The sequence below is a fragment of the Faecalispora anaeroviscerum genome, assembly GCF_947568225.1.
Taxonomy (GTDB): Bacteria; Bacillota; Clostridia; order Oscillospirales; family Acutalibacteraceae; genus Faecalispora; species Faecalispora anaeroviscerum.
Map to the genome: position 1 here is coordinate 2,641,372 of NZ_CANOOQ010000001.1, position 25,068 is coordinate 2,666,439.

At 51.4% G+C, this 25,068-nt stretch carries 20 protein-coding genes; 15 read left to right on the forward strand and 5 right to left on the reverse strand.

Annotation, left to right across the window (positions count from 1 at the left end):
- Positions 1-104: 104 nt before the first annotated feature.
- From QOS46_RS12965 to QOS46_RS12975, 3 genes are all read right to left on the reverse strand, one after another.
- Positions 105-1,283, reverse strand: a complete 1,179-nt coding sequence (locus QOS46_RS12965; RefSeq protein WP_283610350.1) for a hypothetical protein — start codon at positions 1,281-1,283, stop codon at positions 105-107.
- A 227-nt stretch (positions 1,284-1,510) separates the two neighbouring features.
- Positions 1,511-2,404, reverse strand: coding sequence for a 3-hydroxyacyl-CoA dehydrogenase family protein (locus QOS46_RS12970; RefSeq protein WP_283610352.1), 894 nt, complete (start codon positions 2,402-2,404; stop codon positions 1,511-1,513).
- 41 nt (positions 2,405-2,445) lie between these two features.
- A complete protein-coding gene (locus QOS46_RS12975) occupies positions 2,446-3,639 on the reverse strand; it encodes a thiolase family protein (RefSeq protein ID WP_333782978.1) in 1,194 nt (397 codons plus the stop codon).
- Between the two features lie 593 nt (positions 3,640-4,232).
- On the opposite strand from QOS46_RS12975, the gene QOS46_RS12980 reads away from it, so the two are divergent.
- From QOS46_RS12980 to QOS46_RS13045, 14 genes are all read left to right on the forward strand, one after another.
- The gene (locus tag QOS46_RS12980) at positions 4,233-5,015 is read left to right on the forward strand and encodes an enoyl-CoA hydratase/isomerase family protein (protein WP_283610848.1); all 783 of its coding nucleotides are present in this window, start codon (positions 4,233-4,235) and stop codon (positions 5,013-5,015) included.
- A 70-nt stretch (positions 5,016-5,085) separates the two neighbouring features.
- On the forward strand, positions 5,086-6,288 hold the full coding sequence (locus tag QOS46_RS12985; protein WP_283610354.1) for a CaiB/BaiF CoA transferase family protein: 1,203 nt from the start codon (positions 5,086-5,088) through the stop codon (positions 6,286-6,288).
- A gap of 25 nt (positions 6,289-6,313) precedes the next feature.
- Positions 6,314-7,111 carry an acyl-CoA dehydratase activase gene (locus QOS46_RS12990; protein WP_283610356.1) on the forward strand — a complete coding sequence of 266 codons (798 nt, stop codon included), beginning with the start codon at positions 6,314-6,316 and terminating at the stop codon, positions 7,109-7,111.
- On the forward strand, positions 7,104-8,402 hold the full coding sequence (locus QOS46_RS12995) for a 2-hydroxyacyl-CoA dehydratase subunit D (protein WP_283610358.1): 1,299 nt from the start codon (positions 7,104-7,106) through the stop codon (positions 8,400-8,402). Before QOS46_RS12990 ends, QOS46_RS12995 begins: the two co-directional genes overlap by 8 nt.
- Positions 8,395-9,522 carry a 2-hydroxyacyl-CoA dehydratase subunit D gene (locus QOS46_RS13000; RefSeq protein WP_283610360.1) on the forward strand — a complete coding sequence of 376 codons (1,128 nt, stop codon included), beginning with the start codon at positions 8,395-8,397 and terminating at the stop codon, positions 9,520-9,522. Before QOS46_RS12995 ends, QOS46_RS13000 begins: the two co-directional genes overlap by 8 nt.
- Positions 9,523-9,634: 112 nt before the next feature.
- Positions 9,635-11,083, forward strand: a complete 1,449-nt coding sequence (locus QOS46_RS13005) for a sigma-54 interaction domain-containing protein (protein ID WP_283610361.1) — start codon at positions 9,635-9,637, stop codon at positions 11,081-11,083.
- 822 nt (positions 11,084-11,905) lie between these two features.
- Positions 11,906-13,081 carry a tyrosine-type recombinase/integrase gene (locus QOS46_RS13010; protein WP_283610363.1) on the forward strand — a complete coding sequence of 392 codons (1,176 nt, stop codon included), beginning with the start codon at positions 11,906-11,908 and terminating at the stop codon, positions 13,079-13,081.
- Between the two features lie 524 nt (positions 13,082-13,605).
- Positions 13,606-15,057, forward strand: a complete 1,452-nt coding sequence (locus tag QOS46_RS13015) for a methyl-accepting chemotaxis protein (RefSeq protein WP_283610365.1) — start codon at positions 13,606-13,608, stop codon at positions 15,055-15,057.
- 12 nt (positions 15,058-15,069) lie between these two features.
- A complete protein-coding gene (locus QOS46_RS13020; protein WP_283610367.1) occupies positions 15,070-15,321 on the forward strand; it encodes a hypothetical protein in 252 nt (83 codons plus the stop codon).
- Positions 15,318-15,839 (forward strand): chemotaxis protein CheW, encoded by a 522-nt coding sequence (locus QOS46_RS13025; RefSeq protein ID WP_283610368.1) that lies wholly within the window; start codon positions 15,318-15,320, stop codon positions 15,837-15,839. The genes QOS46_RS13020 and QOS46_RS13025 overlap by 4 nt, the downstream gene beginning before the upstream one ends.
- A 240-nt stretch (positions 15,840-16,079) precedes the next feature.
- Positions 16,080-17,078 (forward strand): aromatic acid exporter family protein, encoded by a 999-nt coding sequence (locus QOS46_RS13030; protein WP_283610371.1) that lies wholly within the window; start codon positions 16,080-16,082, stop codon positions 17,076-17,078.
- Between the two features lie 73 nt (positions 17,079-17,151).
- The gene (locus QOS46_RS13035; protein WP_283610372.1) at positions 17,152-17,454 is read left to right on the forward strand and encodes a DUF6506 family protein; all 303 of its coding nucleotides are present in this window, start codon (positions 17,152-17,154) and stop codon (positions 17,452-17,454) included.
- 65 nt (positions 17,455-17,519) lie between these two features.
- Complete coding sequence (locus tag QOS46_RS13040) at positions 17,520-19,499, forward strand: FtsW/RodA/SpoVE family cell cycle protein (RefSeq protein ID WP_283610373.1); 1,980 nt, start codon at positions 17,520-17,522, stop codon at positions 19,497-19,499.
- Positions 19,496-20,875, forward strand: a complete 1,380-nt coding sequence (locus QOS46_RS13045; protein WP_283610374.1) for a penicillin-binding transpeptidase domain-containing protein — start codon at positions 19,496-19,498, stop codon at positions 20,873-20,875. The genes QOS46_RS13040 and QOS46_RS13045 overlap by 4 nt, the downstream gene beginning before the upstream one ends.
- 237 nt (positions 20,876-21,112) lie before the next feature.
- On the opposite strand, the gene QOS46_RS13050 is transcribed toward QOS46_RS13045, so the two are convergent.
- Both QOS46_RS13050 and QOS46_RS13055 read right to left on the reverse strand, forming a co-directional pair.
- Positions 21,113-22,222: a glycerol dehydrogenase gene (locus QOS46_RS13050; protein ID WP_283610376.1), complete on the reverse strand. Its 1,110-nt coding sequence runs from the start codon at positions 22,220-22,222 to the stop codon at positions 21,113-21,115.
- 269 nt (positions 22,223-22,491) lie between these two features.
- Complete coding sequence (locus tag QOS46_RS13055) at positions 22,492-23,418, reverse strand: LysR family transcriptional regulator (RefSeq protein ID WP_283610378.1); 927 nt, start codon at positions 23,416-23,418, stop codon at positions 22,492-22,494.
- 414 nt (positions 23,419-23,832) lie between these two features.
- Here QOS46_RS13055 and QOS46_RS13060 point away from each other — a divergent pair, with 414 nt between their 5' ends.
- Positions 23,833-25,041, forward strand: a complete 1,209-nt coding sequence (locus QOS46_RS13060; protein ID WP_283610380.1) for an MFS transporter — start codon at positions 23,833-23,835, stop codon at positions 25,039-25,041.
- The last annotated feature ends 27 nt before the right edge of the window (positions 25,042-25,068 follow it).

The following is a 25,068-nucleotide window of genomic DNA, read 5'->3' on the forward strand; positions in this document are numbered from 1 at the left end:
AACAATCGCTTGTTTCAGTGGTTCTCTTCCTTTTTGGAGTAGCCTTAGTTGATACCATTACCGGGGTACGACAGGCTGCGGCCTGAACGCCCGAAAGTGTTTGATTACTTGAGCGCCGGCTCCAGCTCAGCACTCTCCGCAAGGGCGGCGCGCTGCTTATTAATCTGGTGAATCCGCCAGGGAGCAAAGACCAAGCCGCCAACAATGAAGGTGGGAATGCGGAGGAACGAGATCAGCTGATATCCTTTCGTGACCAGAGCGACAATGCCAATCTGGGCCAAAACCAGCGACAGACCCAGAAGAACGATGCCGAAAATCATATCTACAACAACCTGGTTATACTTTTTCTTGGGGTTGAACCAGGGGCCAAAACGCGCGCAAACGGCCACCACATCCGACATGGAAACATAGGCCAAAAACAAGCCCACGCTATAAATGAGGGACAAAATACCGGTGGAACCAAAACGCTCGACGATCATATCGTAAATCGGAATGACACTCGTGCTGATCCCAGGCATGCGGGACAGAACGGCGAGAGAAACGATAAACAGCATAAATCCATTGAGAAATCCGCCGAAAATAGCCATCACCTTGCAATCGTTCTTGCTGGTGAATTTTCCTGCGATCGCTATGTAAGCGCTGCAGAATCCAACCTGTATGCCGGTGTACCAGAGCATATCACCAATTGCCGTTCCGGTTGAAATGTTGAACGTCTCTTTGGTCTGTACGATGTTTACGACACCACCCCAGTTCTCTTTCAGCAGAACAAACGCCACGATGAGAATTGCACCGGTCATGATCAGCCCGAGAGGCAGGTCGATTTTCGCCATTACGGTCGCGCCAAACATGGAAATAGCCACAACAATCAGCAGGCACACAAACGTACCAAGGGTATAATTCATACCCACAGATTTATTCAGGAAGGTTCCCGCACCGGCAAGCACCGTGCTGCTGTTTACCAGGAGGGAGATTAAGACAATCACATCAAAAACTACCACCATAGCCTTTCCAACGGATTCCTTTTTGGAATACAGCGAGAATGCGACATCTTTGTAGCTGTCGGCACGAATTAACCGTGAATACTCTCCCATATAGTAAAACACGAAACCAAGAATGATGAATGGGACTAACGTGGTGAAAAGCGATACCCATCCTGACCTTGTAAAATATTTTAATAAAGTTAAGCCGGAGCAAAATCCCGCCCCGCAATGGTTTCCAAACCATGCGAAAGCTGCGCCCAGCGCCACAAACCACTGAATTTTGGGCTGATTGGTTTTAATCATCGTCACATCTCCTCAATATAAAATATTACCCGTGCCCACAGGCTCTGAAAGGCTGTTATCAAGCAGACAGATACCTGTATTTTCATCCGTTTTTCGTTAGAAGATCGCTCCCAACCTCATCCTCCTTTGATTAGCATACCTTGGAATGATTCCGTCTTATGTATCACACTCTAACAGTCGCGCGAGTCCAGGTGATTTCCGTTACCGAAACCGGACAATTTTCACCCTTATTTTTTGCCGGTTTCGGAATAGTCATACCACCCCTTTCCGGTCTTCCGCCCAAATTCGCCCTTTTGGAACTTTTCTACGACCAGAGGGCTGGGTTTGTCATATTCGTCACCACTTTCGGCGTAGCGATCCCGGCGAACATAGTAGTTGACGTCGATGCCGGTCAAGTCCATCAGGCGGAAAGGACCCATGGGGTACCCCAAACCCTTTTCACAGGCGGTGTCGATGTCCTCTACCGAGGCGACTCCCTTCTCCAGCAGGGAACAAGCCTCATGGGTCACTGCCGCGTTGATGCGGTTGGCCACAAAGCCGGCAATCTCTTTGTTGATGACAATGGGAGCTTTCCCGGTGCTGACGGCAAAGGCCTTGGCGGTCTCAATGACCTCCGGAGCGGTATGGGGGCCGCGAACCAGCTCCACGAGCTGCATCACCAGGGCGGGGTTGAAGTAATGGATATTTAGCAGCCGCTGGGGGTTCTGGGTGACTTCGGCCAGCTTGGAGCTGACGATATTGGAGCTGTTGGTTCCCAGAATGGCGTCTGGCTTACACAGCTTGCTGATTCGCCCGAATAACTCCCGCTTAATCTCCAGATCTTCGATAATGGCCTCAATGACCAAATCAGCCTGGGTCGCCGCGCCGTCTACATCCTGAGAAAAGGACAAACTGGCCGAGATCTGGTCGGCTTCGGCTTGCGTGATGCGGCCCTTGGCCACCCGGCCCGCCAGATAGTCGTCGGCCCATTTTTGCGCCTTTTCCACCGCGCTGGGGAAGGGGTCGCAGAGGATGATCTGGTAGCCGCTGGCCCGACCGTTGAGAGCGGTATTCATAGCAATCTGCTGACCCATGGCCCCAGCGCCGATCACCACAATGGTTTTGACCTGCTCAATGTTCATTTGACACACCTCATTTTATAATAAAAGTCATTGGATTGGAATTACAGCTTTTCAATAATTGTTGCCATGGATTGCCCGCCGCCGATGCACAGTGTGGCTAATCCATACCGGCCGCCGGTACGCTGGAGGTTATGCAGCAGGGTAACGATCAGGCGGGTGCCGGTGCTGCCCAGGGGGTGCCCCAGAGCGATGGCTCCGCCGTTGATGTTGACCTTTTCCGGATTCAAACCCAGGTCGTGGGTACAAGCCAATGCCTGGGAGGCGAAGGCCTCGTTCAGTTCCACCAAATCCATCTGGTCCACGGTCATTCCGGTACGCTCCATCAGCCTGCGGGTTGCGACCACCGGGCCATAGCCCATAATGGCCGGGTCCAGGGCGGCTCTGGTGATGCCTACGATTCTCGCCAGAGGCTTCAGCCCCGTCTCATTCATTTTGCGCTCAGACATCAGCACCAGAGCAGAGGCTCCGTCGTTGAGGCCGCAGGAGTTGCCCGCGGTTACGGTTCCGTCCGGCTTGACGATGGGCTTCAGTCCAGCCAGAATTTCCATGGTGGTGCCGGAGCGGGGAAACTCGTCGGTATCAAATACAAAGGTTTTTCTTTTTTCTTTTACCTCCACCGGGAGAATTTCTTCTTTAAAATGACCGGCAGCAATGGCGGAGGCAGCCCGGCGCTGGCTCTCGGCAGCAAAGCTGTCCTGCTCCTCGCGGCTGATGTGGAAGCGCTCGGCCACATTCTCCGCTGTCCTGGGCATACTCAGAGCAGTGCCGTAGATGGATGCGGGCTGGGCTGTGGTGCCCGCCTCTATGTTGGAGTCCACTAGGGTCAAGGGGCCGTCCCCCCAGCGCTCGTGGCGCAGATAGTGAGGCGCGCGGCTCATGTTCTCGGTACCGCCAGCCACAATGACGTCGGCTTCGCCGCACCAGATCTCCTGGCAGCCGCTGAACAGAGCCTGCATGGCAGAGGCGCACAGGCGATTGACGGTAAAACCGGGTACACTCTCCGGCAGACCGGCCTCCAGCGCGGCGCACCGGGCAATGTTGGAGGCCTCGGTACTCTGCCGCACTTCGCCAAAAATAACCTCGTCTACCCAATCTTTGTTCACATTGGCGCGCCGCAAGGCTTCCTGAATAACCAGCGCGCCCATCGTGTGGGCAGGCACGCTTTTCAGAGAGCCGCCGTATTTCCCCACGGCGGTGCGGACGGCGCCCATGATATAAACGGTTTCCATTTCCATAAAAAGATTCCCCTTTCACAAAGTCCTGCCGCAGTGCAGCAGACTGAATTGGTACACATTCTATATCAACGTGTTAAAGCAATCTCCGTGCCAATTCATTATGGGATAAAGGGGAAAATAAAATTGATAGGGAAGCAGGGCCCTTTTTTGTTTGTAGCTTCACCAAATTCGGGTGTTTCCCGCAAATTCTTGTGGTTTGGGAAAAGCGTGTCACGACTTGAGTACAGCAGTCGTTCTCTTGTGGAATGCACAAATTGTTGTGCATTTGCACTTGTTGTGCAGCGCCGTTGCACAATATTTTTGCATTTGATTTCATTTTTTAGTTTAGAATGCATTTACATGCGACCAAAAATTCGGAAAATTCTGTCGAAGTGGCACTTTACAGCCAGTCCGTTTTTTACACAATAAAAGTTACGCCTTCCCAAGCCGGGTTGGCCTGCCGGAACTTTTCGGGTAGGACCGGCTTTTTTTATGGGTAAAACTTTTGAAATGTGGAGAACAATTTGGCACGATTTTTGCTAAATCACCTGGGTAGAAACACACAAGGAGCTTGCCTTGCTGAATTCTGGAAAGGAGATTGAAACATAGTGGGAATACAATTTGAAAATATTCTCTATGAGGTCCGGGGTGGCATTTTATATCTGACTCTGAATCGCCCGGAGGCCCGGAACGCCCTTACCCCAGAGATGTGGAAGGATATCAGCGCTGCTGTACAATGCGCCCGGGAGGATGATTCCATCAGGGTAGTTATCATCACCGGTGCTGGGGAAAAGGCTTTGGCCAGCGGAGCGGACATTCGCGAAATTCATGACCGCGACTATTTAAAAATGCTGGTGGGCACGGCGCCGGTGGCCCTGAAAAATCTGGAGGATTTGTATAAGCCTGTTATCTGCGCGATTAACGGCTATGCCTTGGGAGGCGGCTGTGAACTGGCCATGGCTTGTGATATTCGAATCGCTACCAGGCGCTCCAAGCTCGGGCAGCCCGAAGTTGGCCTGAGCATCATTCCCGGCGCCGGTGGAACCCAGCGACTGAGCCGGCTGGTGGGGCTGGGCAAGGCCAGGGAACTGATCTACACCGGAAAAATCATCACCGCACAGGAGGCGCAGGCCATTGGCCTGCTTAACCAGGTGACCGAGGACGACCAAAGCGCCCTGATGGCCGCAGCGGAGGAGATGGCCCACCAGATTATGGCTAAGGGGCCGGTGGCGATCACCATGGCAAAAATGGCTATCAATCTGGGCTATGAGACCGACATGAACACCGGCCTGATGATTGAGCGCTTGGCTCAGACCATCGCGTTCAGCACCGAGGACAGGAAAGAGGGCACCGCCGCTTTTCTGGAGAAGCGGCCCGCACAGTTCAAGGGGCGCTGAACGCTAGCCGCACCGCTACACAAATGAAGTGGAAAATAATTCATTAGAAAGCATTAGGGAGGATATTATTATGAAACCAATGGAAGGTATTCGTGTGGTAGAGTTGTCCACTATGCTGGCCGGCCCTATGACGGCCCGGATTCTGGCAGAGTGGGGTGCCGATGTGATCAAGGTGGAATCCGTCAACGGCGACGCATGGCGCAAGCAGGCGGGCACCACGCTTTCCCCCTGCACGAAGGAAGCAAACCCCAATTTTGACGTGCAAAACATGAACAAACGCTTTGTTTGCCTGAACCTGCGAACGGAGGCAGGGCACGCCGCCATGATGAAGCTTTTGTCCGGAGCAGACGTTTTTATCACGAACTACCGCGTTCAGGCATTGGAGCCCATGGGCCTTACTTATGATCAGCTGAAGGAGAAATTCCCCCGTCTGATCCATGCCTCCGTGCTGGGCTATGGCAGCGAGGGCCCGGAGAGCTCGCGCCCCGGATATGACTACACCGTATTTTTTGCCAGAACCGGTCTGATGGCCGATTTAGCTCCGGCCGGAGGCCCTCCCCTCATCCCCGTAGGAGGAATAGGTGACCACAGCGTGGCCGTTGCGCTGTCCGGGGGAATCGCCGCCGCGCTTTATCAAAGATCTGTTACAGGGGAGGGCGATAAGGTGGATGTCTCCCTGCTGCAGGCCGGCACCTTCATTAACTGCACCGGTATCTTAAACGGCTTTAACGGGCGCAAGTTGCCCCGTGATCGTTACGACTGCGGACACGCTGGGAGCAACACCTACCAGGGGGCCGACGGGGAGTGGTTTTATCTTGCCATCATTGATTACCGGCGTTTCCCGGAATTCTGCCAGGTGGTCGGTTTGCCCGAGATCGCAACAGACCCCAGATTCTCCACATCGGAGGAGTATTACAGGAATAGGGGAGAGCTTACCAGGATTCTGGATAAAAAATTTGCGGAACAGCCGGTATCTTACTGGCATGAGCTGCTGGATGCCCACGATCTTCCACATGAGGTTCTGTATCACTATAAGGACGTTCCCTACGACCCGCAGGTGCAGGCGAACCACTATACCTATTTCCATGAATATTCGGACGGAACCAAAACCGTGTTTTCTAACGGCCCTGTTCATTTTGGCTCCATCGATCCCTCTGCGATCCCCTGCCGGACTTCCGGCTCCATCGGTCAGGATACGGATGAGGTTCTGAAGGAATGCGGCTACTCAGATGACGAAATCCATGCGATGCATCAGTCCGACGAGATCAAATAATTCCGGAAAGGAGATTCGGCGCCCTATGTATACTCTCGGAATCGATATCGGCTCCACTTCCAGCAAGGCTGTGATCCTACAGGACGGTACTTTACTTGCCGCTCACGCGGTAGAACCGCTGGGCACCGGTACGGTAGGCCCCGAACGCGTTCTGGAAAAAGTGTTTGGGCTGCGCGGCCTCACACAAGAGGACATCAGCTATACAGTGGTTACGGGCTACGGCCGGATGAACTGCGACTACGCCGACGAGCAAATCAGCGAGCTGAGCTGCCATGCAAAGGGAATTCACTTCCTGCTGCCCAGTGTACATACTGTCATCGATATTGGAGGGCAAGACGCCAAGGCGCTGAGCATCACGGACAAGGGCCAGCTCACCGCGTTCCAAATGAATGACAAATGCGCGGCGGGAACGGGTCGGTTTCTTGATGTGATGGCGCGGGTTCTGAATGTAGAGATCAGTGAACTGGGTCCTTTGTCCCAAAAATCCCGGAACCCGGTGAGCATCAGCAATACCTGTACCGTGTTCGCGGAATCTGAGGTGATCTCTCAGCTGTCTTCCAAGGTTCCCATCGAAGATATTGCGGCAGGCATTCACAGCTCGGTGGCCAAGCGCGTGGCGGGCATGTCGCTGCGCCTGGAGCGGAGCCCCGACGTGGCCATGAGCGGAGGGGTGGCCCTGAACATTGGTGTCGTTCATGCTATGGAGCAGGAGATGGGATGCCGAATTCTGGTCGATCCGCTATGCCAGTCTGCGGGCGCCATAGGCGCCGCCGTTCTGGCATGGGAAAAGCTAAAAAAGGAGAAGGTTAATTATCATGAGTGAACTTACAGCCACGGCGGAAACCGCCGCCGCAACACCGGTGCCCAAGCCCAAACGCCCAAAGCCAAAGTCTATGATTATGCTGGGCGAGCAAACGCAGGCGTTGTTTGACAACGCCCGGCTGGCCAAAGAGCGGGGCGAAAAGGTAGGGTGGTCCGCCTCGATCTTCCCTCAGGAGATCGCAGAGACGCTGGGCCTGAACGTGCTTTATCCGGAAAACCACGCCGCAGGCATCGCGGCCCGTCACCAGGCGGACCCCCTTCTGCAGGAGTGCGAAGGGCCCTTGGGCTACTCCAACGACCTGTGCGCTTACGCCAAGCTGAACCTGGCTTATGCCGCCGTTCTGAACGGCGAAAGCGGGGTGGAGCTGCCCGACGAGGGCAAAATGGTCAAACCCGACTTCCTGCTGCTGACTAACAACATTTGCAACCAGCTGACCAAGTGGTACGAGAACCTGGCCAGACAGATGAACATTCCCGTTTTCTTCATCGATACCTGTTATAACCCCTACGATTATGTGACGGAGACCCGGGTGCGTTATGTCCGCGCACAGATTGACCAGTTGATCCGCGATTTGAGTGCCTTTACCGGAAAGTCCTGGGATGAGGAGCGGTTCCAGAAGGTCATGCAGATTTCCCAGCGAAACAGCTATCTGTGGGAGCGGGCCAACGATCTGCTTGACCGCAAACCCGCTCCGCTGAGCGGATTCGAGCTGTTCAACTACATGTCCGCAATGGTGTGCAACCGGGGCAAGGAATCCTCCACCGCCATTCTGGAGCAGCTCAACGCCGAGATTGAGCAGCACATCGCCGAGGGTACTTCTACCTTCCCGGTGGAGGAGCGGTTCCGAATCTCGTGGGACGGCATTGCCTGCTGGCCTTATCTCAGCCACAATCTGCGCACGCTGAAAAAGTACGGCATTAACATGGTCGCCTCCAGCTATGGAAAGGCGTGGGCGATTGAATATGAAGATCTGGATGGCATGGCCCGGGCCTACTGCTTCGCCTCCACCAACGGCGACAATGCCACCACCATGATTTCACGGCGGCTGGAAGGTCTGAAGAAATTTGGCTGCGAGGGCACCATCTACCATGTTAACCGCAGCTGTAAGGTGATGGATTGCCAGATGATGGAGGTGCAGCGTCAGCTTTCTCAGCTGGCAGGTGTTCCCTTTACCTCCTTCGACGGCGACCAGGCGGACTACCGCAACTACAGTGAGGCCCAGTTTGAAACCCGCATCCAGGGTCTGGTAGAAGTGATGGAGCAAACAAAGGAGGCGAAGTGCAATGGCTGATCTGAATCAAAACCTTTCCACGCTGCAGCGGGCCGGCGCCAATCCCCGGGAGCGGCTGGAGCATTATCTGAATCAGGGGAAAAAGGTTGTGGGGTGCTTTCCTTACTATGCTCCTGAGGAGCTGGTTCACGCCTCCGGCATGATCCCCATGGGCATGTGGGGCGGCCAGACCGAATGGAAGCTGGCCAAGAGATATTTGCCTGCCTTTGCCTGTCCCATTATGCAGTCCAACATGGAATTTGGCCTGAAGGGCACCTATGACGGCATGTCTGCCGTCATTATCCCGGCTATCTGTGACACCCTGCGCTGTATGACCCAGAACTGGCGCTTCGGTGTGCCTTCCATTCCCATGATCCCCATTGTCTTTCCACAAAACCGCACCTCTCCCGCCAGTGTTGATTACCTGATCAGCGAATTTGAGACGGTGCTGACCACGCTGTCCACCATTACCGGCAGGATGATGAACGAAGCCGCCCTCGGCCGCAGCATCCAGATCTACAACGAGCACAACGCCGCAATGCGGGAGTTTTCCGCTGTTGCTGTGGAACACCTGGATGTGATTACCCCCAAGGTTCGCCATGCGGTAATGAAAAGCGCTTCTTTCTATGAGAAAAGCGAGCATACCGCGATTGTTCGGGAAATTGTGGATGCGCTAAAGCAGAGGCCGGTCTACTCCACCTCCGGCAAAAAGGTTATTCTCACCGGTATCTCCTGCGAGCCGGAGGAACTGCTGGACATTCTGGCTGAAAACCAGTTTGCCGTGGTGGGAGATGACCTCGCTCAGGAGATGCGCCAGTACCGCACCGATACTCCGCTGAAAGGAGGCGGCGGCCTGAAGCGGCTGGCTCTGCAGTGGAACAATCGATCCGGCTGCAGCCTGATCCACACGCTGGGCAAGCCCCGCGGCGGCATGCTGGTTGACTTGTGCAGGGAAACCGGGGCACAGGGAGCCATTCTATGCATGATGAAGTTCTGCGACCCGGAGGAATACGACCAGCCCTTTGTTGAGGCCGATCTGCGGGAGGCGGGCATTGCGTCCCTGTCGATCGAAGTGGATCAGCAGAATGGCAGCTTCGAACAGCTCCGCACCCGATTGCAGACATTTCGGGACATGATGTAATGCCGGTCTGTTCAAATTTATGAACCATTTATTGTAAATAAATTCCGTTTTTTTCTTGTTCCTTTTGTGATATGATATGCATAACTTTTGATTCGGTGGGAGGCAAGATCAGATGCAGGATTTTTCGTCCTTTCAGGAGTTGTGCCAGGCATTGCCCTTTACGGAAGTTCTGGATAATATCGACACAGGGATCGCCCTCTACGATGCACAGGGGAACTTTATTTTCATGAACACCGTTATGGTCAACTGGAGGAATATTCCCCGGAAGGAATACCTGAAAATGAACGTCCATGACTTCAGCCATGTTCTGGACGTGTCCGTGTTCGACCTGGTCTGTCAGGAAAAGCGCCGAGTCAGCCGCCTGCAGTATTACAAAGACTTCCAGCAGGTGGACGGCCCCACGCGGATGCGTATTGTCATCGGTACCCCAATCTTTGACGGCCAGGGTAATGTGAAGTATGTCGTCACCACATTGCAGGATGTTCAGGACTTTGAGGATCTGTATCACACCCTGCTCAATGAGCACAAAATTCTTAGATCCGGGAATGAAGTAGGCCAAGCGGAAAAGGTCAGCATCGTTGCCAAGAGTCCGCAATTTCGGCAGCTGCTCTCGGTTGCCGAAAGCATCGCGCCGCTGGACTCTACTGTGCTGATTTATGGGGAATCCGGCTGTGGCAAAGAGGTGATCGCCCACTATATTCACGAATACAGTGACCGAAAAAGCAAGCCTCTCATCACGGTTAACTGCGCCGCTTTTCCAGAGAATCTGATTGAGGCGGAGCTGTTCGGCTATGAGAAGGGAAGCTTCACCGGCGCCAATCGCGAGGGCAAGGCCGGCTTGGTGGAGGCCGCCGATGGAGGCACCCTGTTTCTGGACGAACTGAACTCCCTCCCTATGAACGTACAAGGCAAGCTGCTGCGCTGCTTGGAGGAAAAGAGCGTCCAGAGGATCGGCGCCACCCGGGCTAAGAATGTGGACTTTCGCCTGATCGCCGCCACCAATCAGAACCTGGAGGAAATGGTTCGCCGGGGTACCTTCCGAGAAGATCTGTACTACCGCATCCATGTCATCCCTTTGACTATCCCGCCGGTGCGGGAGCGCAAGGAGGATATCGTTCCTCTCTGTCTGCATTTTCTCCATCATCTTTGCCAGAAGTATAATCTGCAAAAGAGTTTCTCTGACGAGGTGCTGGAGGAGGTTCGGAACTACAACTGGCCCGGAAATGTCCGGGAAATCCGAAATTTTGTGGAGCGGATGGTGGTTATGACCCCACACGCCACCCGAGAAATTAAAAGCATTCCCTCCGGCATGTTGTCGAATGAGACAGATACCGCCCAACAGCTGCCTCAATCTGCTGGGTTCTCCCCCCAGAACCATCCAGGACAGCGCTCCGATGGCCCCAGCCGGGATGAGGTATTAGTCGCTCTGGCTACTTGCGGCAACCATAGAGAAAAAGCGGCACAATATTTGGGAATCTCACGCCGGAAGCTGCAGTATAAGATTCGGGAGTACCACCTTTCTTCTCGCTGCCACTATCAGGATGAGAATTCAAATGAATAACAATATCTGAAAAAGCGTCTTTGGTTTTTTGAAAAAACCAAAGACGCTTTTATTTATTAAGAGTATTTTATCCGTTTTCTTACCTGCTTTGCGTCAATCGGATATTGTTACCTCTCGCTCATTGTGTCCCTTCCGGGAGAAACTTGCCCGACCGTCGGCGTATGCGGCTATGCACGGGGTGGCGGCTGGGGCATGATGAAGGCCATCGGGTACGGCGGCCGGCTTTTGCGTCAGAGCAAATCCTTCTTGATCTTGGAGAATCTCCCCCAGAGCTGCCGAGAGCACATGTAAGTTATCGGGGGTTTCGCTATGTGCAGCCAGAGAACTGATGCCCTTTGGAATTGTTGTATGCATAAACAAACAGAAAAGCGTTCCGATATCAACAATCGGAACGCTTTTTTGAGTTCTTGCAGCAATTTTTCACAACAACACAGTGGAGCTTAAATTTGAAAATTTACGACTTGGATTATCTGTATCGGCGCAATCATGTGCCGATACGATTGCTTTTCAATAAAATCGACAGCAGAAAAACTATCAGCTTAAAAATAAGTCGTATTTTTTGTTCCCACTCAGCTGAAGTTGGCGAAAACAGTCAAAAACCACTAAAAATGTCGCAGTTTATCCTAAACGAAGACGCCTTCGATTTGACATACTACGACAATTTTTATTATATAATATCTTGTTTTGCTTGTCAATCTGACGGAGAATACAGCGTGGGGTAAAAAGCACAAGTCATTTTTAATGAAAATGCAGACCTTTTTAGCTTATATAAAAAATATCGCCGTCAGCAAGAATCGTCATATTGAAAGGGGTCCTAGGATCATGTCTCGAAAAGGAGAAAATATTTATAAACGCAAGGATGGACGATGGGAAGGGAGGGTGATAAAGCCGAACGGGAAATATCGGTATCTTTATGCTAAAACTTACCGGGAAGTACGCTTAAAAATGAAAGATACAAAGGAAATTAACAAAGCAAACAAAACAGAAAGGTTAAGCAGCCAGAAAAACGCTGCCGATTTGTTTGAAAAATGGTTGTCTGGCGAGACCATAAACCGCCTGAAGCCAACTACTTACGAAAATTATTACCATTGTATCAATCGCTATGTAATCCCTTATTTCAAGCTTCCTGGGAACGAGCAGCTTTCGGAAGAATCGATTAAATACCTTGTTGAAAAAATCAGTGAAGATACTTCCATTTCAGTATCGTATCGAAAAAAAATTCTTTCCATTCTCAAAACGGCATTGAGAGAAATATGTAAGGATATTCCGAATCACCCTGTTTTGGGGGAACTCGTTACCTTACCCAAAGTGAAAAACGGGAAGGAAATATTGGTATTTTCAATGAAAGAACAGCGGATAATCGAGAATACCGTGCAGCGCTCAGAGGATAAGAGGCTTTTAGGCATCCTACTCTGCTTTTACTCCGGGATTCGCCTTGGTGAGCTCTGTGCTTTAAAATGGGGGGATTTTGATTTTGAAGCTGGCTCAGTGTCCATTATGCGCACAGTATCACGCGTCCGAAATCGTGATCCGAACGGCGAAAAAACATTTCTTCATGTGGGAACTCCCAAAAGCGAGACCTCGTTAAGGAAAATACCATTACCGGTTTTTTTGCTCAAGCTGATCGAAGAATACAGCCTTCCTTTTAAAGAGAATGATTGTTATATGCTCTCCGGGAAAGCGGATCCATTCGACCCGCGAATCTATCAAAGACTGTATAAGAAGGTTTTGGTTGCGGCAGGGGTAAAAGACCGAAAATTCCATACAATTCGGCACACCTTTGCAACGAGAGCCCTGGAACTTGGCGTTGACATCAAAACCCTCAGCGAGATACTGGGTCATTCCAATGTGAACATTACGTTGAATGTGTATGCACACTCTTTAATGGAACAGAAAAAGGCCGCCATTGAAAAGTTTAACGAAATGCATGTAACGTACATGAATCAAACGGCATTCGCCGTCAATTCTGCCGTCATAGCCACTCATGCCGCCGGATAAACCCAGAAGAATTCGACATCGCGCTTCGTTTAGGATAAACTGCGACACTGTAGAGCTTGCACATTTTATTATTATATCCTCTGCTAGGGTCAAAGATTCAACAATTAATTTGAAGGTTTTTGGGGCAAAGATTACGAAAATACATATGATCAAAATAGAAATGAAGCTGCCTGATCGTCCAAGAACAAATTGTTGTGCAGCAAAGAGAAATAAGAGGTCATCCTTTGCTAAGAAACTCTGATATGGCAGCAAAAACTCATTCAAGGCAGTTTAACAAATCGATCCCAGGTTTACACAGGGATACAGATCAATGCAGCCGCTGCGAAAAAAGCTCCCATTCCGGCGAGGGACTTTTTCGGCAGGGCTGTGTTTTATGGAGGAGGTTGACATAAACCGGCAAAGCTTCGCTGGAATAAGAGGTAAGCCCTTATTTGATTCGTAGAAAAATATTGAGACGGGCTTGCATCGGAATGACAGAAAAGTATCACGGTAAACAAAAAACGATACAGGAGGGTCTCAAGGTTATGAAAAAATTCAGCGATTTAAGTATTGCGCGGAAGCTGCTTACGGGGTTTTTGAGCCTGGTGTTGTGCATGATCATCATAGGTGGTGTAGGCGCTTTCGGTATGGTTCAAATCAAGAATATGGATACTTATATGTATGAAAAGCAAACTGCCCCCATTGCGGATCTTTATGAGGCCAACACCAGCCTTTTGCTGATACGCTCAGAGGTTCGCGGCGGAATGATCTATGCGGGCGAACCGCAAAAGGTTGATGAGTATTATCAGAAATATCTACAAGAAAAAAAAGACTACGATACCAAGATTCAGGCGTACAGACAAACCATGTACCGTTCCGACTCAATCGCGCTGTATGATGAGACCACAAAGCTGATTGAAAACACGTATGTTCCAGCTGTGGAAAAATCTTTCGCTAGCTCAAAATCGGGAGATAAGGAAAGCGCTATGAAGGCGATTCTGGATATATCCGATGAAATGACCACCATCAATGATAATCTTGACAAACTGGTCGAAAACCGCATGGATGCAGTAGAGCAGACCAGTGACTCCAATGGCACGACAGCCATGATGCTGATTGGGGTGCTGATTGTCATCATTGCACTTGGCGCAGGCGCCGCAATTTTCTTAGGCCGCCGGATTTCGGACAGTATCAGCAAGCCTGTCAGGCGCGTGGCAGATGCCGCCGGAGAAATCGCATTGGGCAGGGTGAATATTGATCTGAGTGATGTGAATTCCAAAGATGAAACCGGCGTGCTGGCAGCGGCCTTCACCAGAATGCTGGAGGGCATTCGCAAACAGGTGCAGGTTGCGGAGCGAATCGGCAATGGCGATTTTACCCAGCCGGTTCCCTTGCGCTCAAATGAAGATGTGATGGGGCTTTCTCTGCAAAAAATTGAAGATGATCTCAGTGCGACGCTGCAGCTCATTAGTGTGGCGGCAGATCAGGTGAATACCGGGTCGGAGCAAGTATCCTCAGCGGCGCAGGCACTGTCCTCCGGCACCACAGAGCAGGCGGCGACGGTGGAAGAGCTCAATGCCTCTGCGGTCAGCGTTGCGCAGCAGGCGGAACAGAACGCAATCAGTGTAAGAAAAGCCATGGATTTTGTGGAACAGGCCGGTAGAGGTGCCGCGGAGAGCAATCGGCATATGCAGAGCCTGAATACTGCCATGCGGGAAATCGGGGCATCCTCGCAGGAGATTTCCAGAATCACCAAGCTGGTGGAGGACATCGCGTTCCAGACCAATATTCTTGCGCTGAATGCCGCGGTGGAGGCAGCCCGGGCAGGAAGTGCCGGAAAAGGCTTCGCGGTAGTAGCTGACGAGGTACGTAATCTGGCTGCAAAATCCGCTGAGGCCGCCAAGCAGACCTCTGACCTGATTCAAAAATCCGTATCCACAGTATCTGATGGGGAGCGGCTTGCCGAAGAAACGTTGAAGCTGTTGGAGGTTGTTTAGGAAAAGGCACAGATGGTGGATCAGGCCGTTCGAGAGATAGAGTCCGCCTCTTCGGAGCAGGCGGCAGCAATCGAGCAAATTAATGAGAGCCTCTCTCAGGTGTCTGCTGTAATACAGACCAATGCCGCTACCGCGGAAGAAAGCTCCGCTTCCAGTGAAGAACTGGCCGCTCAGGCGCAGGCCCTCCAGAGCGAGGTCGTCAAGTTCAAGCTGGCGAGTGGTCGTGAACGGGTGCCTTTCCAAGACAAGGAGCGGTTACTATGAAAGAACAGGATCGATTGAATCCCGAGCTTCTGGAGGATGAGGAGCTTCAAAACCGCTACCTGACCTTCTGGATAGATCGCCAGCTGTTTGGCATGCCAATTGCGCAGGTGGTTCAGATTGTCGGATTGCAGGAAATCACTGAGCTGCCGGACCAGCCGGACTATGCTAAAGGGGTAATCAGCCTGCGTGGGCAGATTATTCCCGTGATGGATGTGCGCCTTCGGTTTGGGAAAAAGGAAGCACCGTACACAGACCGAACCTGCATTATTATTACCCGTATATTCGGCGGCGATTTTGGGCTGATTGTGGATGAGGTAGACGAGGTTACCGACATTTTGCCGGAAAAAATTTCTCTGCCGCCGAACATTCATAAAGAAAAAGTAAATACTTATCTAACTGGAATTGCCAGACTGGGTACGGGGGATGATGAAAAGAATAAAGTTGCCCTTCTTGTTCATCCTGGAAGAGTGCTGAATGAAAAAGCTTTGGAGTCTTTACCGGAACCTGTGCAGGAATAGTAAAAAACAGGGTGCAGACCAGCGGGCTTCATTCTGCCTCGCTTATGATAGAAAGTGCATGGATTGACCGCTGAAAAACGGTTCCATGCACTTTTTGCTGTTTTTCAGGGCGTGGTCAGAGAGAAGCTATTGAAATTGCGGTTTCAACTCCATATAATAGAAACAAAATACTGTAAATGCCGGCCTACCGTGAACTTTGATTTGCGGCGCTCCGGAACCTTGAGAAAACAGGTAGGTGGGATGCGCTTGAAAACTTTGGTCAAATCGGCATGGATCAAGGCGATAAAGGCGGCCGTAGGGGCCAGCGCTGCCATCACTGTGGCTCTCGCGCTGGGGCTTCAGTACCCTACGGCTGCCGGGATCATCATGCTGCTCAGTCTGCAGGAAACGAAAAAAGAAACGCTGATGACTGCCGGCCGGCGCATCCCGATCTTTCTGGCGGCGACACTGATTGCCTTTTGCAGCTTCGGGCTGCTGGGCTATACGGTTGCTGCCCTCGGTGTTTATCTACTCGCGTTTGTTACGCTGTGCCATACCTTTTCTGCCGCTGCGGATATCGCCATGTGTTCGGTGTTGGTCACCCATTATTGGGTAGAGCGCTCGATGGCACTCGGGCTGATTGGCAACGAGCTGCTGCTCCTTGTGATCGGTGCCGGCATTGGTATTCTGCTGAACCTGTTTTTACCGGTCGGACTCCATGCGATTCGCAAAGCGCAGGGAGAGATCGATTCTGCCATCTGCCGGGTACTGGATCAAATTGCAGACGCAGTGCAGGAGCAATCGGTTACCCAGTTGCCGAAGCTTTCTGAGCTGGAGCACCTGTTGGAGCAAGCGCGTGCGCAGGCGAACCGGGCTGCTGATAATGCGCTGACCCTCGACCTGAACTATTACCGGGAGTACATCGACATGCGTACCAACCAGTTTCGGGTTCTTCAGCGCATTCAGATCGGCCTTCTGCGGCTCAACGGAGCTCCGTCTCAGGCGGAGCAGATTGCCGAGTTTCTGCGCAGGATTTCTTCCACCTTCGGCGAATCGAATAATGCGGCGGCGCTGCTCGATGATGCGAATAAAATCCGCGCGGAATTCCGCGCCAGCGAGCTGCCCCGCACTCGTGAGGAATTTGAGGATCGCGCTGCCCTGCTGCACATTTTTAACGAGCTGGAGCATTTCCTGTTGCTGAAGAGTACCTTTGCCCAGTCGCTGACCCCGGAACAGCGGGCACGTTATTGGAACAAGTAGCTGTCGCTTTTATTTTGGGCCGGCAGCTCTAATCCAGAAGAAAACACTAAACACTAAAATAGGAGGAATTGCTGTGAAAAAGAAGTTTGCGTTTGTTTTGATGGGAGAACATTACACACCGGAGCAGCATCAGGTTTGTTTTGAAACAGAAAAGCAAATTACCTGCATTTTTACGGTGAAGAACGATCAGCAGGCACGCCAAAAGCTAGCGGAGCTGGAACAGGAAGGCTTTGGAGCCGTGGAGCTTTGCGGCGCGTTCGGCGAGGAAAAGACCAAAGAACTCATTGCCCTGACACATGGGAAAATTGCCATTGGTTATGTAACGCACCTGCCGGAGCAGGACGAGCTGTTCGCCCGCTTTTTTGCAAAGGGCTGATACTGATCTTCAATGGAAAACAGAAAAATCTCCCCCGCCGAAAGACGGAGGAGATTTTTTGAGTTTTGTGTATTCAGGGCGGCCCGGCCTACCATGCGCAGCAGGCTCCGCCTTTTTGCATCGGCTACCACCATGCCGCTGGAATGCTCGTTTTTTTCTTTGATCTGCAGTCGCTGCGGATTCCATATTGCTCCTCATTTCTTTCAAAACCGTTATCTTTTGTAAAAGCTTTGTTCATTTACTTTCGCCTGATTTCGGGGTATAATATCGTTCAGATGTTGCGTTTTTCCTCTTTTTTCCGATTATTCGAAAAAGAGGAAAAGGCGTATTGGAACGAAGAAAGGGGGATTCCCTTGCTGGCCCAGATTATGGAGTTTTTGGGGACTGCGCTGACTGTCATCCTGTTTGCACTGCGGGTGCTGATACCGGTGCTGTCTCTTGTAGTACTGTGGCGCTGCTTTGTGTCGCTTCGCCGTGGCCGCCGTCGAGAAGATCCGGTCATTATCCTGGAGGAAATGACGACGCATGTGAAGCTGCCGGTGTTGTATTGGGAAAATTCAATCGGTCGCAGCCGCAGCTGCGACATTGTTCTGCCGGATAATACAGCAAGCCGCGACCATGCGGTGCTGATGCGCCGGGAAGCCGGTTGGCTGGTTACAGATACGAATTCTAAGTCGGGAACGTTTGTCAACGGGACAAAAGCGACTCCAACCCTGTCTGTGATGCCGGGGGATGTCATCGCCATGGGTTCGACTGCCCTGATGCTCAAACGAGCCAATGAAAGCGACTTTAAAAAGAAGCGCGCCTTGTTTCAATCTGATCGCCGTCTGCCGTCGCCGTTTGGCTTGATGAGTACTGTGTTTTTGATTCAGATTTTTCTGGCGGCGCAGCTCTGTTTTGGTGGAGAGGCGTTTGCCTGGCAGCCGCTGATTCCGTTCGGTGCGCTGGCTGCTCTGGAGTGGGGACTGTATTACTATTTTATGAGGGTACGTCACCATGTCAGCTTTGAACTAGAAACGATCGGCTTTCTGCTCAGTGGAATCGGAATCATGCTGCTTGCCGGTGCGGATGTAAAGCTGGCCTATACGCAGCTTGCCGGGCTGGCCGGCGGTATGATCCTGTATGGCCTGCTGATTTCCTTTCTGGGTGATCTGGACCGCGTAACCAAGTGGCGCCTTGCAATCGGATTATTCGCGGTGGTCTTGTTCGCCGTAAACCTGGCGTTTGGCGTGGCCTCTCATGGGGCGAAAAACTGGATTAGCCTTGGGTCGGTTACGATTCAGCCGTCGGAGTTCATTAAAATTGCGTTTGTATTTGCGGGGGCTTCTTCACTCGACCGTTTGCAGACGGCCAAGAATTTGACGGAATTCCTGGTGTTTTCGGGAATCTGCATCGGCTCGCTGTTTTTGATGAAGGATTTCGGTACCGCGTCCATCTTTTTTATCACATTTCTGCTGATTTCTTTTATGCGCTCCGGCAGTCTCAGAACAGTGATTCTGGCCTGTTCGGCCGCCGCTTTGGGCGCGTTTATGATTTTGCAATTTAAGCCCTATATTGCAGACCGGTTCGCCGCGTGGCGGCATGTATGGGAGTTTTCAGACGGCACCGGCTACCAGCAGACCCGTGTGCTTTCTTACACCGCCAGCGGCGGTTTGTTCGGCGCGGGAATGGGACAAGGTTATTTAAAGAACGTGTTTGCCGGAACCAGCGATTTAATGTTTGGCATGATCTGCGAGGAGCTGGGCCTGGTTCTGGCGGTTGTGGTTACGCTGTGCATTGTGATGCTGTCGGTATACACCAAGCTTGACGCGACCCGCAGCCGATCCACCTTTTATTCCATTGCGGCTTGTTCGGCGGCTGGTATGCTGTTATTTCAGGCGGCGCTGAATATTTTCGGCGCAACGGATGTTCTCCCGCTGACCGGCGTCACGCTGCCTTTCCTCAGCGCGGGCGGCTCCAGTATGGTGTCTGTGTGGGGACTACTGGCGTTCATCAAGGCATCGGATGAAAGAACGTATGCCGCAAGGAGGAGGAAAAGCACATGAAAACAACTGGGGGCAGAGCCGGCGTCCTCTATTTGATGGTGCTGGGCTTCTTTGTGGGTATGGGTGTGTTTTTGTTCGGATTTGTGACGGATGGCGGCTCGTGGGCCATGCAGCCATTCAATAAATATGCATCCGGCGACAGCCAGTTGACCACGGCCGGCGACGTGCTGGACCGCAGCAGCGTGGTGCTGGCAAAAAGCGAAAACGGCAAGCGAGTGTACAGCAGCGACGAAACGACCCGCCGTGCGATGGTGCATGCCGTGGGGGACACCAACGGCTATATTTCTACCGGGGTTCAGTACCGCTACCGTTCCGAAATTGGCGGGTACAATCTCATTACCGGGCTGACCTCGCCTACGGGTAAGCGCTTGGGCAGCGACATTACGCTGACGCTATCCTCCGATCTTTCCAAAACCGCATACAATAAGCTCGACGGCCGCCGCGGTGCGGTGGCAATGTATAACTACAAAACCGGTGAAATGCTGGTGATGGTCAGCACGCCGGATTTTGACCCCGCGAATGTGCCGAAGGACATCGACACCAATTCCCAATATCAGGGGGCCTATCTGAACAAGGTGCTTTCCGCAAGCTATACTCCCGGCTCGATCTTTAAAGTCGTCACAACCGCTGCCGCGATTGAAAATCTGTCGGATTGGGACACTCAGACCTTTACCTGTAAGGGCAGCATTACGGTCAATGGCAACAAAATCACCTGCACCGATGCGCACGGGACCATCAATGTCAAGGAAGCACTGGCAAAATCCTGCAATGTGGCGTTCGCGCAGCTGGCTATGGAGCTTGGTGCGGATAAGATGACGGCAGAAGCCAATACGATGGGCTTTAACCGCAGCTTTTCCGTCGACGGAATCGATACCTCTAAAAGCAAATACGATGTTAAGGGTGCGGAACAGCAGGCGCTGGCGTGGTCGGGGATTGGCCAGCACACCGATATGACGAACCCGTACCATATGATGCTGCTCATGGGGGCGATTGCAAATGGTGGAACGCCGGTGCAGCCCTATTTCATCAAGCAGGTCAAAAGTACCTTGGGGATTGTGCAGCAGCAGGGCAAAACGGAGCTGGGAACTCAGCTAGTTAAGCCCACTACCGCCCAAACCCTGGAGCAGCTCATGCGTTACAACGTGACCAGCGATTACGGTGATGATATGTTTCCCGGCATGAGCGTGTGCGCTAAAACAGGCACAGCTGAGGTTGGCGGCGGCAAGAAACCGAACGGATGGATGGTCGGTTTTTCCTCCGACACCAAAACGCCCTATGCCTTCGCCGTTGTGGTGGAGGAGGGGAATTACGGGCGCACCTCCGCCGGGCCAATTGCTAAGGCAATTATGACACAGGCAGCAAAACTCGGTCTGTAAAGGCAGGACACTTTCATCTTGCTGAAAGATAGTCTTTATTGGAAAAAACCGCAGGGCGTCAGCCTGCGGTTTTTTCCATTCACCAGATTTCCCCCCTCTTTACAAAAAAACAGAAGCGTCGTTCGGTGTGGATTGACACCAGCGGCCGGTCTGTACAAGATTCACTGAAAAAGGCAGATGTACCAAAGGATACATCTGCCTTTTGTGGATAGATTCAAAAGAGAATGGGTATTAAAATTATGCCTTTGCGCGCTGCTCCTTGTAGTAATGGCCGAGTGCATCCGCACTGATAATCGCATCGCAAACCATCTGCGGGGTGACAGCGAAGGGCATGTTGCCCATGGTATCGTTCGGGGAGCAGGCCAGCTCGGCAACCTTCATCAGCTGCTCACGGTTGACCTCCTGAATTCCCAGATCAGAAAGCGTAGTGGGCAGACCGACATCCAGGCAGAAGCCGTAAACCTCATCCAGTTCCGCCTTACTCACGTTTTCCAGCACCAGCTGAGAAAGCGTGCCGATTGCGACCTTTTCGCCGTGATAGAAATGATGGGTTTCTTCTATTGCGGTAAAACCGTTGTGAATTGCGTGGGCGGCGGCGATACCGCAGCTTTCAAACCCGATGCCGGAGAGGTAGGTGTTTGCTTCTACAATGTTTTCCAGCGCTTTGCTGCAGGAACCTGCTTTTACAGAAATCAGAGCCTTCAGGCCATCGGCCAGCAGCGTGTCGTAGCACAACCGCGCAATCGCCATGGAGGTAACGGTGCATTTTCCGCCGAGGAAGTTCGGTCCGTCAGACTGCTTGCAGGCGCGGGCCTCATAATAAGTAGCCAAAGCGTCGCCCATGCCAGAGACCAGCAGTCTTGCGGGCGCTTTGCTGATAATATCAATATCAACCAGCACAATGTTGGGGCTTTTCGGCAGGAACAAATATTCCTCAAACACGCCGTCGTCTGTGTAAATAACAGACAGTGCGCTGCAGGGGGCATCTGTCGCGGCGATGGTGGGGACGATCACAACCGGCGAGTTGGTGTAGTGCGCAACCGCTTTGGCCGTGTCGTGAATTTTGCCGCCGCCGATGCCGACGATAACGTCGCTGCCCGAGGCCTCGTAAGCTTTGATCAAACGGTTGATCTCGGTACGGCAGCATTCTCCGCCAAACACTTCATAGGTCAACTGGGTATTGTGTTCCTTTGCGCCCTCCGCAATCGGAGCCTCCACACGCTTTTTCCCGGATGCACTTACCAGAATAAAAGGCGCCTTGCCGATGCGTTCCACATGCTTGCACAGTTCTTTCAGAACACCTCTGCCCTGAATATAACGTTCCGGGCTGCCAATGATATTTGCCATAAAAAAGCCTCCTTTATTTTAATTTGCCAGAAAAATATCAATCTGTTTTTATTATTGTACTCTCGTCAGTAATTGATGTCAATACCAAAGAGAGTAAAGCATAAATTGTGAATAATCACCAAATTAAAGGCGCAAAATTTCGATAAACCTCTTATGCGCAGCAAATAGAAATACTCCTGCCCGTATGGTTTTTGATACCATATTGAATAGAGGTGTTGGTTGCTTTTTGTCTACAAGCTGAGGGCTTTTCCTGTGGGGAAAGCCCTTTTTTAATCATATGTGGAATTTTGTTTGCTTTGCGGCTGCATGGTCGAGGACTGCTGCGCTTTGTCACACAGCTTCAAAAAGCGCTGCATGGGCACGGTAATAAATTTGTCTTTTCGGTATATGACAGAGAGAGCCCAAGAAAACTCCGGGTTTTTCAAGTGAATTTGGTGTACACGGTCACTGTAAACCTTATCAATCAACGGCTTGGGTAATATGCTGATTCCCTGATTGTTTGAAACCATCTCCAGCAGCAAATCCCATTGAGAGCTTTCAAAAACGATGTTTGGAACAAAGCCTGCGGTTTGGCAGCGCTCCAGCACACGATCGTGATACATATAGTCCGGAGTGACCATGAGAAAACGCTCCGGCTTAAGCTCCCGGAACTCCACACACTGTTTGGCGGCAAGTGGATGCTGCTTGGAAACCACCAATACGGCTTCCGAGGTGTAAACAATTTGGCTGAAAAACTTGCTGTCTGAAAACGGCTCAATCACCACTCCCAGATCAAGCGTCCCCTCGTCTACCAGCTCCAGTACCGATTTAGAGGTGCTCTCCGTAATCTTTAAAATGGTTTCCGGGTAAGCGTCGCGAAACTGATACAGCAGAGAAGAAAAATAGATCGTTCCGGCTGTTGGGGGAAGACCAAGCCTCAACGTGCCATTTGCGCAGTGCAGATGCTGATACAGCTCCTGTGTCTGCGCATTATAATATTCCAGCAGCTTGGTTGCGTATTCGTAAAATACCAGGCCGTCCGCTGTAACCAGTAAGTCTTTCGCCCGGCGGTTGATGAATTCCACTTGAAATTCATTCTCCAATGCGCGAATGGCTTTGCTCAGGGTTGATTGGCTGACGAAAAGCTTCTCAGCCGCCCTTGTAAAATGATGCTGATTGACCACTTCCACATAATAAGACAGCTGAATCATAGTCATTGGGGAATCTCCTCCTCAATTATTCTCTTCTGACTTTATTATACAGTAAATTACCTTTGCTTCAATCCCCACTTTTTTTCTTATTGGGAAATTGATGTTTTGTTGACTGTGCTGCGTAGGGCTATATTCAAAAAGGGGAGCGTTCACGGTATTTTCTCAAAAAGCTGAAAAAGCCAGTCTGCAAGCCATAAATCTTGAATTTTTACAATGAAAATCTCTAATTTTTTATAAAAAACAGCGATGAAAATGTAGTATGTGTATGAAATTACTTCATGGCGGCATGAAAAAGTGGTATTTCTCTTTTGAAAATCACCATGCTATGATGACGGTGCAAAAATGCTTTGGCCAAAGCAAACGAAGTAACTGAAATCACAGCTTGGGTGCGTCTGCACACAAGTGAAAGGAGAATACTTCATGGAAGAGCAAAGAATAAAAGTATCTTCAACCAGGGCAATACTGATTGAAATGGTTATGTTTTTTACATACGCATTTTTTGCAGTCAATTGGATTGCCGGCAGCACCCTGACGCCGCAAATTATGAAATATTTTAAGCTGGAGTCATTTGCGTCGGCAACCCTCATTTCCAATGCCATCACTATTGCAAAAATCATTGGCAATTTTATGGCCGCCGGTATTCTGATTAAGCTGTTCCCCAAAAAGGCAATTGGGCTTGGTTCCGGATTAATTGTTGCGGGCAGTGCGCTGGCTGTTTTGGCGCCTCAGTATTGGATTTTTATTTTAGGCCGTTTTTGCATGGGCTTTGGTGGCGCGCTGTATGTGGTTTATTTCAGCCCGATGGTCATCCACTATTTTACGCCCGAAAAGCGTCCAACCGTCAATGCGCTCAACGGCGTGGCCTACAATGTCGGCGGAATTCTCGCAATGCTGATCGTTGGTCCCGTCATCCGGTGGCTGGAAACCTGGCAGTACAGCATGGCGTTTTTTGCGGCGATTAGTGGCGTGTTGTTCCTTGCATGGCCTGTTTTGGGTCAAGACTTTGAGATGAACCGTTCTTCCGGCGCTGTGGCCGAGAAATATACGGCAGGAGATGCGCTAAAAGAAAAATTCAATTGGTTCTTACCGTTTACCTATTCTGGGCTGCTCACGTTCTATATTGTGCTGCTCAACATTTTTCCGATTTCCGGCGCAACCGCAATCAACTCCAAAACTCTCAGCATACTGGTGGCGGCAGGCGGTGTTGTCGGCTCAATTCTGGCGATTCTGCTGGCTAAGGTATACTTCAGGCGATTACCCGTAATCCGCTGGAGCGGTTTGGCGATGACCCTGTTCGGCGTACTGATGTTTTATACCAGCAGCGGGATGCTTTCCATGATAGCCGCGTTTGCCATTGGTATGTTTATGTTTCTGCCGATTACCTCGCTCATGACGATTCCGCAGGAATTGCCGAACATGACCCCCGCCAAGCTGACTACCATTATGGGCTTGTTCTGGGCATTGTCCTATGTAATCGAATCCGTAGCATATTATCTGATCGGCGTTGTGATCGACAAGTCCGGGTATTCGGCCGGGCTGACCATAGCGCTGGTGATGAGCGCAACCTTCTTCCTCGGCTCGTTCCTCCTCCCGGAAACCGGCCGTGTATCCAAAGAAAAAAAGCAGTGACCGGGCCGATACAGCCGCAATTCTTTG